A 13,638-nucleotide genomic window follows, 5' to 3' on the forward strand; every position below is an offset into this window, starting at 1 on the left:
CTGCCCCTTTTCTTTGCCCCCTAGGCGACTTCGCCCTTCAGCCGCTTCTCGATCCGTTCGCGCCCGATCAGCGGCACGATCGTCGCCATGTCCGGCCCGTGCGGCTGGCCCGTCAGGATGTGGCGTAGCGGCATGAACAGGGCCTTGCCCTTGGCGCCGGTGCTTTCCTTGACCGCATTGGTCCATGCCGACCACGCGCCCGCATCGATGACCTTCGGCAGGACGGCCAGGGCCGCCGCCGCGAAGGCCGGATCCTCGATCACCGGCGTCACTGGCCCACGCACCATCCGCGCCAGATCGACCACGTCGGCGAACTTCGTCAGGTTGGCCCGCACTCCGTCCCAGAAGCTCTCGCCGAGGTCGCAGTCGAGAGCCTCCAGCCGCCCCTTTGCGGTCGCATAGGGCATGGCGTGCAGGGCCTGGGCGTTTAGCCGATCCAGATCCTCTGTGTCGTAGCGCGCCGGCGACCGGCCCATCTTGTCGAAACTGAAGCCCAGGCCCAGGGCATGGATGTCGGCCGCGACCTCCAGCGGATCGGACGTCCCGATCCGGCCCAGGTGGCTGGTGATGGCGATGGGCTCATAGCCCTGGTCGCGCATCTCCGCGACCGACAGCGACCCCAGCCGCTTGGACAGGGCCGCCCCGTCCGCGCCGACCAGCAGCGGCATATGGGCGAAGTTCGGAACCGTCGTGCCGAGGCCGGCAGCAATCAAGGCCTCGAAGATCTCGATCTGGGCGCCAGTGTTGGTCGTGTGGTCCTCACCCCGGATGACGTGGGTGATGGCCATGTCGATGTCATCGACGACCGACGGCAGGGTGTAGAGATACAGGCCGTCCTCGCGGATCAGCACCGGGTCCGACATCGAGGCGGTATCGACCTCTGCGTGACCGCGCGACAGGTCCTCCCAAGCGACCCGGCGGCCATCCAGCTTGAAGCGCCAATGCGGCTTGCGACCCTCGGCCTCGAACGCGGCCTTCTCCTCGTCGGTCAGGGTCAGGGCGGCGCGATCGTAGATCGGCGGCAGACCACGCGACAGCTGCACCTTACGGCGACGATCCAGGTCCTCGGACGTATCCCAGGCCGGATAAAGACGCCCGGCCTTCTTGAGCCGTTCGGCCGCGTCGTCATAGCGGTCGAACCGCTTTGACTGGTTGTACCGTTCGTCCCACAGCAGGCTGAGCCAGGTCAGATCGTCCTCGATCCCCTGTTCGAACTCCGGCGTCGAGCGGGCCAGATCGGTGTCGTCGATGCGCAGGACGAAGGATCCACCCTGCCCCTTGGCGAACATCCAGTTGACCAGGGCGGTGCGGACGTTTCCGACATGCAGCTTGCCGGTAGGCGACGGGGCGAAACGGACCTTGACGGACATGGATAGGGAGACCTTGAAAGCGAGGCGCGTAGGTCGGTCACGCGCCGCCCCAAGTCAAGGACAGCCGCGATCCGGCCGTTCGGTCGCTTTTCGGCTTTTCCCGCAACGATCTTGCGGCATAAGGCGTCAATGACCGCGCCCGCCTCCCTGACCGTCGATCTCAACGCGCTTTCGCACAACTTCCATGCGCTGGAAGCGGTGTCAGGCGTGCCCGTGCATCCGGTAGTGAAGGCCAATGCCTATGGCCTCGGCGCCGTTCCGGTGGCCAGGCGGCTGCTGGCAGAGGGCGCGCGGACTTTCTTTGTGGCGCGAACAGACGAGGCCGTCGCCTTGCGCGAGGCTCTCGGGGCGGGACCAACCATCTATGTGCTCGACGGCTGCGTGGGAGACGCAGCTGCGGCGCTGAAGGCTGCGGACGTGCGCCCGATCCTCAACCACGGCGACCAGATCGCGTCCTGGAATGCGGCCGGCGGCGGCGCCTGCGGACTCCAGATCGACACCGGAATGAACCGCCTGGGCTTCCGCCCGGATGACGCGCCGGAGCCGTTCACCGGACTCGAACTGGTCATGAGCCACCTCTCCTGCGCCGACGATCCGGCGGAACCGATGAACCGGCGCCAACGCGACGCCTTCGCAAACGTTTCAGGACGTTATCCCGATGCGCTGAAGTCCTTCGCCAACTCCGGCGGCTGTTTCCTGGGTCCCGACCATGTCTTCGACGCCGTCCGACCGGGCATCTGCCTGTACGGTGGTGGTCCCGAGGGCCGACCGGACGACCGACTGAAGGCCGTCGCGACCCTGACCGCCGAAGTGCTCCAGATCCGCGACCTCCCCGCCGGTGAGAGTGTGGGCTACTCCCGCGGCTTCATCGCCGACAGACCCCGCCGCATCGCCACCTGCGGCGCCGGCTACGCCGACGGCGTGTTCCGCAGCTCAAGCCCGAACGGACAGGTCTGGATCGCAGGTGCCCTGCGCCCGCTGCTCGGCCGCGTGTCGATGGACGTCATCGCCGTGGACGTCACCGGCGTCGAGGTCTCGGTCGGCGACAGCGTCGAACTGTTCGGCGCCAACCGCCCGGTCGACGACGCCGCCATGGCCGCCGGGACGCTCAGCTATGAACTGCTGACGTCCATCGGCAACCGCTGCGAGCGCCGCTACCTCGGTCAGGCCTGAGCCGCGATCCAAGCCGGCTGTTCGGTCGGCGGGGTGGTCGGGAAGTCGTCCACGGGATCCGGCAGCTCGCCGTCGGCCCCGATCGCCCCGCAGTCCATGTGCCACTGGCGAGCCAGCACCAGCCGCGCGCCGTCCCAGCGCCATTCGGCGCCTTCGGCGCATCCCGTCGCCTGGAGCCGGGTCGATCCTGCAAAAGTCCTGGTCGCAGCATCCCATGACAGGTTCGACATCGCGTCCCAGGTCATCCAGCCGTCCGCGCCTTGGTACTTGTAGAACGGCAGAGGGACATGGACGGGCGCGCCGTTGTCCTCGGAAACATAGACCCGGCTCCACTGGTCCGCCGTGCCGGTCGAACAGACGACGAGCACGGCGACATCACCGCCTCCAAGGTCGACGGCCTCCACGGTGCGCTCGCCCTCCATCGGCTCGGGCAACACGCAGTCCTCATCCGCCTTCACCATCGTCAGGGCGGAGGCCTTAAGGGCTTCGAACCTGGCGGTGATCGCATCGTCCGGAGCCGAGCCGGCGTCCGTCGCAGTCGGCGTCTGTTGTTGACAGGCCGACAGCAGAGCCATCGCGGCCACGCCGCAGATCATGGATCTGTTCATGGGGTCTCTCCGCCTAGACAGGAGTGGCGAGCGGGGTCGGGTCGGTCTTGCCGGCCGCGGGCCAGCCGGTGACCTCGCCGGTCGCAGGCGCGCCAGGCGTCGCATGGGTCACGCGGACCGCGCCCAGCATCGCCAGCCTGGACCCGTCCCAGCTCCAGCGCATGGTGCGCGTCTGGGTGGACGTCTCGCCATCGTTCGGCCCGACCGTGTCGGACCAGACGAGTTCCCTGGCCGCCGTATCCCACGTCGCCTGCGACGTAAGGCTTGGCTCCCAGTCAAAGCCTTCGTCGAACTCCGCCTCCGGGCCATTGAAGAGGATCAGCGACTGGGATTTCAGCACCCCGTCTACGCCCTGGGTGTGCAGGCTCTTCCAAGGCGCCTTCCCCTCCTCGGTCGGGTAGCAGTCGGTCAGGACCGCGAAGGCGCCGCCGCCCAGATCGATGACCTGGTTCGCCGTCGGGGTCGCATGACCGGGCCAATCGCTTCCGCACCGGTCCGCCACCGGCATGGCCAGAATGCGCGCCACAGCGGCGTCCGAACCGGCCGGCGACGGACTCGCCGCCCCGGCCGGAGCCTTGGTTTCAGCCCCCTGCTGGCACGCGGCCAGGGCGAGCGCGGCGATGGCCGCAATGCAGATGCTCTTCATGTCTTCCCCCAATATACTGGAGGCAGCGAACGGCGTTTCGGCCGCCCGCGCAAGCAGTCAATCCTGACGGTCCCCGCCCACGTCTGAAACGGTCGCAGGCCTGAAACCGCCCCCTGCCCCGCCGCTCGCGACTCCTGTAAGCCGTCACTCATGGCCAGAGACGGTGCGATCTATGTTTGTCAGTCCTGCGGGGGCGTCCACGGCAAGTGGTCGGGCCAGTGCGGGTCGTGCGGCCAGTGGAACACCATCGTGGAGGAGGGCCGCTCGGCCTCGCCTCCCGGAGCCCTGAAACCCGCATCGACGGCCAGGGCGCGGGGCCTGCAGTTCGAATCCCTGCTGTCCGAAACGCCCGAGCCGCCGCGCATCGTCACCGGCGTGACCGAGTTCGACCGCGTCTGCGGCGGCGGCGTCGTGCCCGGCTCGGCCATCCTTCTCTCGGGCGATCCCGGCGTCGGCAAGTCGACCCTGCTTCTCGACGTCGCCGGCCGCGCCGCCCTTTCGGGCGCCCGCGTCGCCTATATTTCCGGCGAGGAAGCGATCGAACAGATACGCGCCCGCGCCAGACGGATGGGGCTGTCCGAAGCGCCTGTCCAGCTCGCCTCCGCCACGGCGCTGCGCGACATCCTCGCCACGCTGAAGCGCGAGACGTTCGACATCGTCATCGTCGATTCGATCCAGACCCTGTGGTCCGACGCCCATGAGGCCGGGCCAGGCTCGGTGACCCAGGTCCGGGCCTGCGCCGGCGAACTGGTGCGACTGGCCAAGGCCGGCGGCCCGGCCGTCGTGCTCGTCGGCCATGTCACCAAGGACGGCCAGGTCGCCGGCCCGCGCGTCGTCGAACACATGGTCGACGCGGTCCTGAGCTTTGAAGGCGAGCGCGGCTACCCGTTCCGCATCCTGCGCGCCGGCAAGAACCGCTTCGGTGCCACCGACGAGATCGGCGTGTTCGAGATGGGGGACGCAGGCCTGCGCGAAGTCTCCAACCCGTCCGCCCTCTTCCTCGGCGAAGGCAAGGATCGCGCACCGGGCGCCGCCGTCTTCGCGGGCATCGAGGGCAGCCGTCCCGTCCTGGTCGAGATCCAGGCCTTGGTGTCCAAATCCGCCTATGGCACCCCGCGCCGTGCCGTCATCGGCTGGGAGACCGGCCGTCTCGCCATGGTGCTGGCGGTGCTCGAGGCGCGCTGCGGCTTCGGCTTCGGGGACCAGGACGTCTATCTGAACGTCGCGGGTGGTCTGCGCATCAATGAACCCGCCGCCGACCTCGCCGCTGCGGCGGCCCTGATCTCCTCGGCCACCGGAATGCCCCTGCCCCAGGGCTGTATCGTCTTCGGCGAGATCAGCCTGTCGGGCGAGGTCCGCGCCGTGGGCCGCGCCGAAGCCCGGCTGCGCGAAGCCCGGAAGCTTGGCTTCGACCAAGCCCTTTCCCCGCCCCTGACAGTCAAGAGCGGCGACGTTTTGATCACAGGCGTCAGCCGATTGACGGAAGCCGTCGAAAGAATCTCGCAGAACAGGTATTGAGCCTACGTCACCTCTCCATCGCAGACGGGGAGGTGACTCGTAGCGAAGCAAAAAGACGGAGGGGTTCTTTTTTGAAACGATCGCCGTCTACCAGGCTTCTAAAACCCCTCCACTGCTTCGTGGTCCCCCTCCCCATTTGCGAAGGCGCGAACGGGGAGGAGACATTTGCATGACCGGCTTCGACGCCTTCGCGATTATCGTCATCCTCGCCTCAGCCGCCGCCGGCTGGGTTCGCGGCGGTACGCGCGAGATTATCACCCTGCTCAGCTTTGTGCTGGCGGCGTTTCTTGCCCTGGTCGCCCTGCCGCTGACGGCGCCGCTTGGGCGGGCCCTCATCGACCCGGACTGGGCCGGCTCGATCGCCGCCGCCATAGCGTCCTTCCTGCTGGTCTATTTCGGCATCCGCATCTTCGGCTCGATCCTGTCCCGGCGGGCCCAGGCCCATCCGACCCTCGGCGGCGTCGACCGGTTCATCGGCATCCTCGTCGGCGCCGCACGCTCGCTGGTCTTGCTGGGAGCCATCCATCTGGTGATCGTGGCGGCCATGCCGGGCGAGCGAACGCCGCGCTGGCTGTCGGAGGCGACATTGCGTCCGGTCAGCGCCGGGGCCGCCCGCGCCATCCAGTTCATCCTGCCCGGCATCGGACGCGGCGCCGACGCCATCAGCCCCGTGGTCGATTCGTCCGTCCGCAGAGGCTTTTCCGGCGATCAAGCCTTGCCCTTGCCCCAAACCGGCCCTAACTCGCGCCCGTCCGCCGCCCAGTAAAATTTCGCCTGTCATCGGAGCCCCCACGATGCGCAGCTTGCCTCACGACATCCAGCCCCCGGTCGTTCACCGGGAGCACTATCGAGACGCAGATGATGATCGTCCGCGCCTCGAATGCGGCGTCTGCGGCGTCTGGGGCGCCGAAAAGGACGAGGCCTCGGGCATCGTCGCACTTGGCCTGCATGCCCTGCAGCATCGTGGTCAGGAAGCCTGCGGCATTGCCTCGGTCAATGCCGAGCGATTCCACACCGAACGCCACATGGGCCATGTGGGCGAGGCGTTCGGCGGCACCGACCTGGCCAAACGCATGCCGGGCTCGGCGGCCGTCGGCCACACCCGCTATTCGACCGCCGGCGGCAGCTTCCTGCGGAACATCCAGCCGATGTTCGCCGATCTGGACCAGGGCGGCATCGCCATCGCCCACAACGGCAACCTGACCAACTTCCACTATCTGCGGAACCAGCTGGTCGGCGAGGGTTCGATCTTCCAGTCCACCTCGGACTCTGAGGTCATCCTCCACCTGATCGCCCGCAGCCGTAAGGCCAAGATCGTCGACCGCTTCATCGACGCCCTGGCGCGGATCGAGGGCGGCTATGCCCTGGTCGCCCAGACCCGCACCAAGCTGATCGGCGCGCGCGATCCGCTGGGCATCCGCCCGCTGGTGCTCGGCAAGATCGGCAACGCCTGGGTCATGGCGTCGGAGACCTGCGCGCTCGACACCATCGGCGCGACCTTCGTGCGCGACGTCGAACACGGCGAGGTCATCGTCATCGACCACGAGGGCCTGCGCTCGCTGAAGCCCTTCCCGGCCCGCGCGGCCCGGCCCTGCCTGTTCGAATACGTCTACTTCTCGCGCCCGGACAGCGTCGTGAATGGCCGCTCTGTCTATGGAGTGCGCAAGCGGATGGGCGAAGGCTTGGCCCGCGAGTTCCCGATCGACGCCGACGTCGTCGTCCCTGTCCCCGACTCCGGCGTCCCGGCCGCGCTCGGCTACGCCCAGGCCAGCGGCATTCCTTACGAGATGGGGATCATCCGCAGCCACTATCTCGGCCGCACCTTCATCCAGCCGAGCCAGGGCGCCCGCCAGAAGGGCGTGGCCATGAAGCACAGCCCCAACCGCTCAGTGATCGAGGGCAAGCGCGTCGTCCTGATCGACGACTCCATCGTGCGCGGCACCACCTCTGTGAAACTGGTCCGCGCGGTCCGCGACGCCGGGGCGACCGAGGTCCACCTGCGCTCCGCCAGCCCGCCGATCCTGTGGCCCGACTTCTACGGCATCGACATGCCGGAGCGGGACCAGCTGATCGCCGCCAACAAGACCGTGGAAGAGATGCGCCAGGTGCTGGAGGTCGACTCGCTCGGCTTCCTGTCCGTCGATGGTCTCTACAAGGCCATGGGCGAGACGGGCCGCAACGACGCCGCGCCCCAGTTCACCGACCACTATTTCACCGGCGACTATCCGACCCGTCTGGTGGACCGCGAGATCGAGGAAGGCGGCCGCGATGCGGTCGGCCGGCAACTTTCCCTGCTGGTCAGCGCTTAGCAGGCGCGATCCCGAGACAGTGGACGCCGGTTTTCGGACAGGATCGCGCCCAGGCAAGGAAGCCATGATCAACCTCGGCTACTTCACCCTCGACACCGTGGACATCGCCAGGGCCAAGGCCTTCTACGGCGCTCTGTTCGGGTGGACCTTCGACGACGACGCGTCGAGGTCGACCTACGCCCACGTCGCCGGCAGTAATCCGCCGTTCGGCTTCACCAAGGTCGAGCGCGCCCGCGACTACGCCAACCTCTATTTCCGTGTCGACGACATCGCAGCGACCTGCGCGCGGGTGAACGCGCTCGGCGGCAAGTCCGCGATCCCTGCCGAAAGCCCTACCGGCCTCAGCTGCGCCGTCCACGACGATCAGGGCGCGAGCTTCAGCCTGTGGCAGGCGGGAGAAGGGTTCTGAACCGTCTTCCGCCGGTTCCGTCGGCGCGCTATCAGGCCCGATGACCGACGCCCTCCCGCTTCAAGACCGTATCGCCCTCGTTGTCGGGGCCTCGCGAGGGATCGGCTATGAGGCCGCCCTGGCCTTGGCCGTCGCCGGCGCCCACGTCGTCGCCACGGCGCGGACACAGGGCGCTCTCGAGGAGCTGGACGACGCCATCTATGCCGCGACCGGCCGTCACGCGACGCTTGTGCCCTTCGACCTGATCGACGGCGGCGGCATCGATCGTCTGGGCGGCGCCATCTTCGGCCGGTTCGGCAAGCTCGACATCTGGGTCAACGCCGCCGCCACCTTGGGCGCGCAGGGCCTGACCCCCGTCAGCCACATCGACCCGCGCGGCTTCGCCAAGATCGAGAAGACCAACTTCACCGCAACCTATCGCCTGATCCGCTCACTGGAGCCCCTGTTGCGCGCCTCCGACGCCGGGCGCGTCATCCACCTGACGACCAGTCTGGCCCGCGAGCCGAAGGCCTTCTGGGGCCTCTACGCCGCGACCAAGGCCGGCGCCGAGGCCCTGATGCTGGCCTGGGCCGACGAGATCGAGAGCACCAACGTCCGCATCAGCGTCCTCGACCCGGGCCGGATGCGCACCCAGATGCGAGCCCAGGCCTTCCCCGGCGAGGATCCCATGACCCTGCCCGCCCCGTCCGAACTCGGCTCCATGATTGTCGAACTGGCGCGCGGCGATCTGACGCCGCCCAGCAAGGTGTCGTTCAAGGATTGGAAGACAGAGCTACCGGCAGGCGCGCTGATCTAGGGCGCTCGCGGGATGGGAGGCTACGATCGGTCGCCCGTCCCCCAGTCCCCGTCCTGGATTTCGACGCCTGCGGTTGTCTGGATCATCGGCATCGGAGAGGGACGGACAGAGGGCAGATCGCCCCATATCATCGCCCTCGCAGAAGCGGCCTGACCAATCGAGTCGCCTTTGGTTTCACGCAGGCTCGAGGCCGGTGGCGAGCGCACAAGTCTCGGGCGATGCGGGCTGCCGTGCCCTGCTCGGCCCTATTCAGGGATGGCTTGCGCGAAGGGTTCAGGCAAGATCGGCGGCGTGGAGTCCCAATAGCTGAGATGGTCGCGCCAGATGACCCGGGTTCGCTCCAGGGTTATGTCGGTCATGCAACTCAGGAACATCGCCGTGTGGATGGAGCCATCCTTGAAGCTGTCGTCGACGCCCTCGCAGACGATGCGCGCATATGCGGTCCAGGCGGCCTGTGAGGCCGCCAGATAAGCACGCTGCGCGCTTGGCCCGCCGAAGGCACGCGGCAGTTCATCGCTTGACCTTGCCTGTTCCCGCGCAGCAGCCAGATACCGATCCATCCGAGCCTCCTCCGCCGCGAGGTCCTGCGCGAGGCAGGCGTTGATCTGCGGGGTGGAGCCGTCTCTGACGCAGTCGAAAGGGCGGGCCGGATGCGAGGACGCTGCGGATGCGGCTGCAGCGTCTCCGGCGGCGGCAGCAGCCGATTCAAGGGAGGCGCGGTTCAACGCCTCCAGCTCGGCGGCGGATGGGCCCGTCACCTGCATCAAGATGGACATGACGAGGGCGGCGATCATGGTGTGTGTCGTTCCCGGAAACCGCGAAATGAACCCGATCGACGCAAACCGTCAAACGGCAAACGCCCTACTTCTTCGGCGCGTGCTTCTGACCGGTCCGCACACGTCCCGACCGCGAGACCTGCCTCGCCCCTCCGCGCGCGCCCTTCTGGACGGCGACCGATGACCCGGCCTTCTTCGACGCGCTGTTCTTCACCGCACCGATGATGCGCGGCTTGGCGACGCGGGTCTTCTTCTGCTCCAGCGCCTTGCCGGGCAGATGCGATTCCTCTTCCGCCTTCTTGCGCACAGCGCGCGGCGCGGTCTTGGCGTCGCCCTTGTAGCGTTCCGGCCCCGACTTGGCGCCGCCCGTCGCATAGGGGTTCTCCGACCCGCCCTTGACCGTCAGGCGGATCGGCACGCCGGGCAGGTCGAAGCTCTCGCGGATCGAGTTGGTCAGATAGCGGATATAGTGCTCAGGCAGATTGCCGCCCCGGCTGGCGAACAGCACGAAGGTGGGCGGGCGGGCCTTGGTCTGGGCCATGTATTTGGTCTTGATCCGCTTGCCGTCGACGGCGGGCGGCGGGTGCCTCTGGGTCGCCAGGGACAGCCAGTCGTTGAGGTCCTTGGTCTTGACCTTGACCGACCAGGTCTCGTGCGCCTTCAGCACCGCCGGCATCAGCCGGTCGACGCCACGGCCCGAGTGCGCCGACAAGGCGACGAACGGCGAACCCTTCAACTGAGGCAGCTTGTCTTCCGCCAGATGCTTCAGCTCGGCCATGCGCGCCTGGGGGTCCTCTTCGAGGTCCCATTTGGCGGCCACGTACACCAGTGCCCGGCCCTCGCGCTCGACCAGGTCGGCGAGTTGCAGGTCCTGGACGTCGAAGGCGTTGTCCTTGTCCATGACGAGGACGACGACCTCGGCGAAGGTGATGGCGCGGATGGTGTCGGCGACCGACAGCTTCTCCAGCTTCTCCTGCACCCGGGCCTTGCGACGCATCCCGGCCGTGTCGACGAGGCGGATGTTCTGGCCATCGTATTCCCAGTCCACCGAGATGGAATCGCGCGTGATCCCGGCCTCGGGGCCGGTCAGCAGCCGGTCCTCGCCGATCAGGCGGTTGATCAGGGTCGACTTGCCGGCGTTCGGGCGGCCGATGATGGCGATGCGGATCGGCTTGTCGGGCTCGTCGACCTCCTCGATGTACATGTCTACCGAGGCGTCGCGGATCGCGGCATAGAGGTCGGCCATGCCCTCGCCGTGCTCGGCGGAGATGGCGACGGGCTCTCCGAAGCCCAGAGAATAGGCCTCGCCGACACCGCCTCCGCTCTCTCGGCTCTCGGACTTGTTGGCCAGCAGGATGACCGGCTTGTGCTGTTTGCGCAGCCGCTCGGCGAAGATCTGATCCAGCGAGGTCACCCCCTCGCGCGCATCCATCATGAACAGGATCAGATCGCCGTCTTCCAGCGCCAGCTCGGTCTGCTCGCGCATCCGCGATTCAAGGCTGTCGTCGTTGACGTCCTCGTAACCCGCCGTGTCGATCAGCGTCAGGTCCATGTCGCCGATATTGCCGTCGGCGTAGCGACGATCACGGGTCACGCCTGGGCGATCGTCGACCAGCGCAAGGCGCTTGCCGACCAGCCTGTTGAACAGTGTCGACTTGCCCACATTGGGGCGGCCGACGATGGCGAGCTTCAGTGCCATGTCGGCCTTCTAGCGTGTTTCGCGGTTTTTGGTCAGCGAATGCTGATCAGTTCGCCGTCGTTGGTCAGGACGTAAAGCGCGCCGTTGTAGGCGGCCGGAGCAATATAGGCGGGCGCGCCGAGGTTCAGCGTGGCCGTCAAGGCGCCGGTCTTTGGATCGAAGGCCACGGCTTCGCCGTCCGAATTGACCAGGACCAGCCGGTTCGACGCCAGGATCGGTCCGGACCATTCCGGTCGCACGGTGCGGTCGAAGAAGCCCAGGAATCCGCCTTCCTGACGCACGCGACCCTCGTTCAGGTCGCGCGTCCAGTAGACGGCGCCTGAGTCGCGATTGATCAGGGTCAGCTCCCCCGACTTGGACACGACATAGACGACGTCGCCGGCCGGCAGGGGCGCGTTAACGCCCGCGACCGGCAGGGTCCATTTGGGCTGGCCGGTGCGGATGTCCATCGCCTGCAGCACGCCCGAGTGGCTGACCGCATAGACGAAGCCGCGCGAAATCACCGGGCGACCGGCGATGTCTCGGATCTCCGACAGGGCGCTGGTGCGGCTGGTGCGCGACAGCACCTCGTTCCAGACCGGCTGGCCGTTGGTGGCGCGCAGGGCGACGACCTCACCGGACGAGAAGGGCGCGATGACCGTGTCGCCGCTAACCGACGGGCTGGACGCGCGCATGACGCGGGCCGGCTCGGCGATACCGCGATAGGACCAGTCCTGCAGGCCGGTCGTGGTGTTGAAGGCGATGATCTGGTTGTCGACGTCGATGACATAGACCCGGCTGCCCGCGACCGTCGGCGCGCCGTGGATCGGCACATCGACCGGCTGCGTCCAGACCACGGCGCCTGTCGCGGCGTCCAGCGCCGTCATGGTGCGATAGCCGGACGCGACGAAGACCTTGCCGCCGCTGACGGCCACGCCGCCGCCGAACCCGCCGCTGAGCGATCCGCCGCCCTCGCTGACGAAGGGAATGGGCAGGCCGAAGGCGGAGACGCCACCGGCCGCTTCACGTCCGGTCGGTTTCACATCGACCTTCCAGACCACCTCGCCCGAGGCGGCGTCCACGGCCGTGACTGTCGATTCGCCATCCATGACGAAGACCTTGCCGGCGTCGGCCACGACCGGCGCCATGACCTGACGCGTGCGCGTCGAGCCGGAGCCGATGCGCCGGCGCCAGCCGATGGTGAACTGCGGCGCGGCGATCACATGCTCGATCGAGGCCTCGGCGTTTCCGCCAGGCATCGGCCAGGACGTCGCGGCCACGGGCCCCGGGAGGAAGAAGTCGCGACCGGCCAGCCCGGCCGCTGGAGCCAGTTGCTGATCGAAGGCCAGGATGGAGACGCGCTGTCCTTCGCTCGCCGTCGCCTGGGGCGATTTGTCCTCGCCCAGCCCGAACGGCAGGATGCGCCGCGCCGAGGCGCAGGACGCCAGAGAGGCGGCGAGCCCCAGGACGATGGCGGTCTTCAGCACGCGCGTCACGGTCGTCATCCGAACTCCGGTCGTCATCAGGCGGGTCTTCACGGTTGGGCAGCCTGGGCGGCCTGGACCTGCGCGGCCTGGGCGAGTTGGTCGGCCGTCGGGGCGGGAGGGGCCGGCGGCGTCACGGCCTGCGCCGCCACGATGGCCGGCAGGCCTGCGGCGACGCCGGTATCGATCATACCGATAGCGGCCTGCGCGCGTTGGCGCACCGAATCCGGCACGTCCTGGCCGAGCGTCAGCAGCACGAAGACCTCGCGGGCCTCGGCGGGCTTGTTGAACTGCAGGCGGGCCATGCCCAGGGCTTCCTGGGCGAAGGGCAGCATCGGCCGGCCCTCCTTGGTCAGGGGCTCCAGCTTCGCTTCCAGCGTTTCAAGGGTGGCGCCGTTGTCCATCATCAGCAGCGCCGACTTGTAGACGGCCGTATCGTGCAGGATCGGATCGCCCGAGGCCTTGGCGGCGTCGTCAAACAGCTGGATGGCGTCCGGAATGCGGTTGGCGGCGACGGCCAGGCCGGCGCGCTGTTGCAGGGCCAGAGCCTTGTAGGCGCCGTTGCCGGCCTTCTCGGCCTCGGCGAAGGCCGTCTCGGCCCCGGCGGAGTTGCCGGTCTGCAGGGACTCGAGGCCGCGCTGATAGGCGATCGAGCCCGCGTTCGCGCGGCTGGTCTGGAAGCTCTGCCAGCCCCACCACGCCAGGGCGGCGATGAGCGCGACGAGCAGGACGCCGCCCAGAATGGGAAGCCAGTTGCGCGCCAGGCGCTTGAGGCGTTCGGAGCGAATCTCCTCCTCGACCTCTTCGAAGACATCAGTCACTAGCGGAGCCGCCCCAAAAAACGCTGAAAAGCCAATCGGCGCGGACCCTA

General features: G+C 67.9%; 13 protein-coding genes. 6 read left to right on the forward strand and 7 right to left on the reverse strand.

From position 1 onward, the window contains the following. Positions 1 to 20 precede the first annotated feature (20 nt). The gene (gene gltX / locus ACP7AZ_RS03040; protein ID WP_426035915.1) at positions 21 to 1,370 is read right to left on the reverse strand and encodes a glutamate--tRNA ligase; all 1,350 of its coding nucleotides are present in this window, start codon (positions 1,368 to 1,370) and stop codon (positions 21 to 23) included. A gap of 129 nt (positions 1,371 to 1,499) precedes the next feature. On the opposite strand from gltX, the gene alr reads away from it, so the two are divergent. After that, positions 1,500 to 2,543 carry an alanine racemase gene (gene alr / locus ACP7AZ_RS03045; protein WP_426035917.1) on the forward strand — a complete coding sequence of 348 codons (1,044 nt, stop codon included), beginning with the start codon at positions 1,500 to 1,502 and terminating at the stop codon, positions 2,541 to 2,543. Here alr and ACP7AZ_RS03050 read toward each other — a convergent pair. Together ACP7AZ_RS03050 and ACP7AZ_RS03055 are read right to left on the reverse strand one after the other, a co-directional pair. Beyond that, on the reverse strand, positions 2,534 to 3,151 hold the full coding sequence (locus ACP7AZ_RS03050; protein ID WP_426035919.1) for a DUF1176 domain-containing protein: 618 nt from the start codon (positions 3,149 to 3,151) through the stop codon (positions 2,534 to 2,536). The two genes, alr and ACP7AZ_RS03050, sit on opposite strands and share 10 nt — an antisense overlap. Before the next feature lie 13 nt (positions 3,152 to 3,164). Beyond that, positions 3,165 to 3,797, reverse strand: a complete 633-nt coding sequence (locus tag ACP7AZ_RS03055; protein ID WP_426035921.1) for a hypothetical protein — start codon at positions 3,795 to 3,797, stop codon at positions 3,165 to 3,167. Positions 3,798 to 3,947: 150 nt separating this feature from the next. Here ACP7AZ_RS03055 and radA point away from each other — a divergent pair, with 150 nt between their 5' ends. The 5 genes from radA (at position 3,948) to ACP7AZ_RS03080 (ending at position 8,829) form a co-directional block, all read left to right on the forward strand. Then, entirely contained in the window at positions 3,948 to 5,315 is a 1,368-nt protein-coding gene (gene radA / locus ACP7AZ_RS03060) for a DNA repair protein RadA (RefSeq protein ID WP_426035923.1), read from the forward strand. Positions 5,316 to 5,484: 169 nt separating this feature from the next. Continuing rightward, entirely contained in the window at positions 5,485 to 6,081 is a 597-nt protein-coding gene (locus ACP7AZ_RS03065) for a CvpA family protein (protein ID WP_426035925.1), read from the forward strand. Positions 6,082 to 6,109: 28 nt separating this feature from the next. Further along, positions 6,110 to 7,624 (forward strand): amidophosphoribosyltransferase, encoded by a 1,515-nt coding sequence (gene purF / locus ACP7AZ_RS03070; protein ID WP_426035927.1) that lies wholly within the window; start codon positions 6,110 to 6,112, stop codon positions 7,622 to 7,624. Positions 7,625 to 7,688: 64 nt separating this feature from the next. Next, positions 7,689 to 8,033, forward strand: a complete 345-nt coding sequence (locus tag ACP7AZ_RS03075) for a VOC family protein (RefSeq protein WP_426035929.1) — start codon at positions 7,689 to 7,691, stop codon at positions 8,031 to 8,033. A gap of 40 nt (positions 8,034 to 8,073) precedes the next feature. Continuing rightward, positions 8,074 to 8,829: an SDR family NAD(P)-dependent oxidoreductase gene (locus tag ACP7AZ_RS03080; RefSeq protein ID WP_426035931.1), complete on the forward strand. Its 756-nt coding sequence runs from the start codon at positions 8,074 to 8,076 to the stop codon at positions 8,827 to 8,829. A gap of 245 nt (positions 8,830 to 9,074) precedes the next feature. Here the strand turns inward: ACP7AZ_RS03080 and ACP7AZ_RS03085 are convergent, their stop codons facing one another. The 4 genes from ACP7AZ_RS03085 to ACP7AZ_RS03100 form a co-directional block, all read right to left on the reverse strand. After that, entirely contained in the window at positions 9,075 to 9,623 is a 549-nt protein-coding gene (locus ACP7AZ_RS03085; RefSeq protein WP_426035933.1) for a lysozyme inhibitor LprI family protein, read from the reverse strand. 67 nt (positions 9,624 to 9,690) lie between these two features. Then, a complete protein-coding gene (gene der / locus ACP7AZ_RS03090) occupies positions 9,691 to 11,304 on the reverse strand; it encodes a ribosome biogenesis GTPase Der (protein WP_426035935.1) in 1,614 nt (537 codons plus the stop codon). A 32-nt stretch (positions 11,305 to 11,336) separates the two neighbouring features. Next, positions 11,337 to 12,806: a PQQ-binding-like beta-propeller repeat protein gene (locus tag ACP7AZ_RS03095; RefSeq protein ID WP_426035937.1), complete on the reverse strand. Its 1,470-nt coding sequence runs from the start codon at positions 12,804 to 12,806 to the stop codon at positions 11,337 to 11,339. Positions 12,807 to 12,817: 11 nt separating this feature from the next. Continuing rightward, positions 12,818 to 13,588, reverse strand: a complete 771-nt coding sequence (locus tag ACP7AZ_RS03100; protein ID WP_426035939.1) for a tetratricopeptide repeat protein — start codon at positions 13,586 to 13,588, stop codon at positions 12,818 to 12,820. Positions 13,589 to 13,638 lie beyond the last annotated feature (50 nt).

Origin of the sequence: Brevundimonas sp. DC300-4, from assembly GCF_049897365.1 — a bacterium.
In the GTDB taxonomy this organism is placed as follows: Bacteria; Pseudomonadota; Alphaproteobacteria; order Caulobacterales; family Caulobacteraceae; genus Brevundimonas.

Coding starts and splice junctions, on each gene's coding strand:
- gltX (WP_426035915.1), bottom strand. CDS start 1,370: ATGTCCGTCAAGGTCCGTTTCGCCCCGTCGCCTACCGGCAAGCTGCAT.
- alr (WP_426035917.1), top strand. CDS start 1,500: ATGACCGCGCCCGCCTCCCTGACCGTCGATCTCAACGCGCTTTCGCAC.
- ACP7AZ_RS03050 (WP_426035919.1), bottom strand. CDS start 3,151: ATGAACAGATCCATGATCTGCGGCGTGGCCGCGATGGCTCTGCTGTCG.
- ACP7AZ_RS03055 (WP_426035921.1), bottom strand. CDS start 3,797: ATGAAGAGCATCTGCATTGCGGCCATCGCCGCGCTCGCCCTGGCCGCG.
- radA (WP_426035923.1), top strand. CDS start 3,948: ATGGCCAGAGACGGTGCGATCTATGTTTGTCAGTCCTGCGGGGGCGTC.
- ACP7AZ_RS03065 (WP_426035925.1), top strand. CDS start 5,485: ATGACCGGCTTCGACGCCTTCGCGATTATCGTCATCCTCGCCTCAGCC.
- purF (WP_426035927.1), top strand. CDS start 6,110: ATGCGCAGCTTGCCTCACGACATCCAGCCCCCGGTCGTTCACCGGGAG.
- ACP7AZ_RS03075 (WP_426035929.1), top strand. CDS start 7,689: ATGATCAACCTCGGCTACTTCACCCTCGACACCGTGGACATCGCCAGG.
- ACP7AZ_RS03080 (WP_426035931.1), top strand. CDS start 8,074: ATGACCGACGCCCTCCCGCTTCAAGACCGTATCGCCCTCGTTGTCGGG.
- ACP7AZ_RS03085 (WP_426035933.1), bottom strand. CDS start 9,623: ATGATCGCCGCCCTCGTCATGTCCATCTTGATGCAGGTGACGGGCCCA.
- der (WP_426035935.1), bottom strand. CDS start 11,304: ATGGCACTGAAGCTCGCCATCGTCGGCCGCCCCAATGTGGGCAAGTCG.
- ACP7AZ_RS03095 (WP_426035937.1), bottom strand. CDS start 12,806: ATGACGACCGGAGTTCGGATGACGACCGTGACGCGCGTGCTGAAGACC.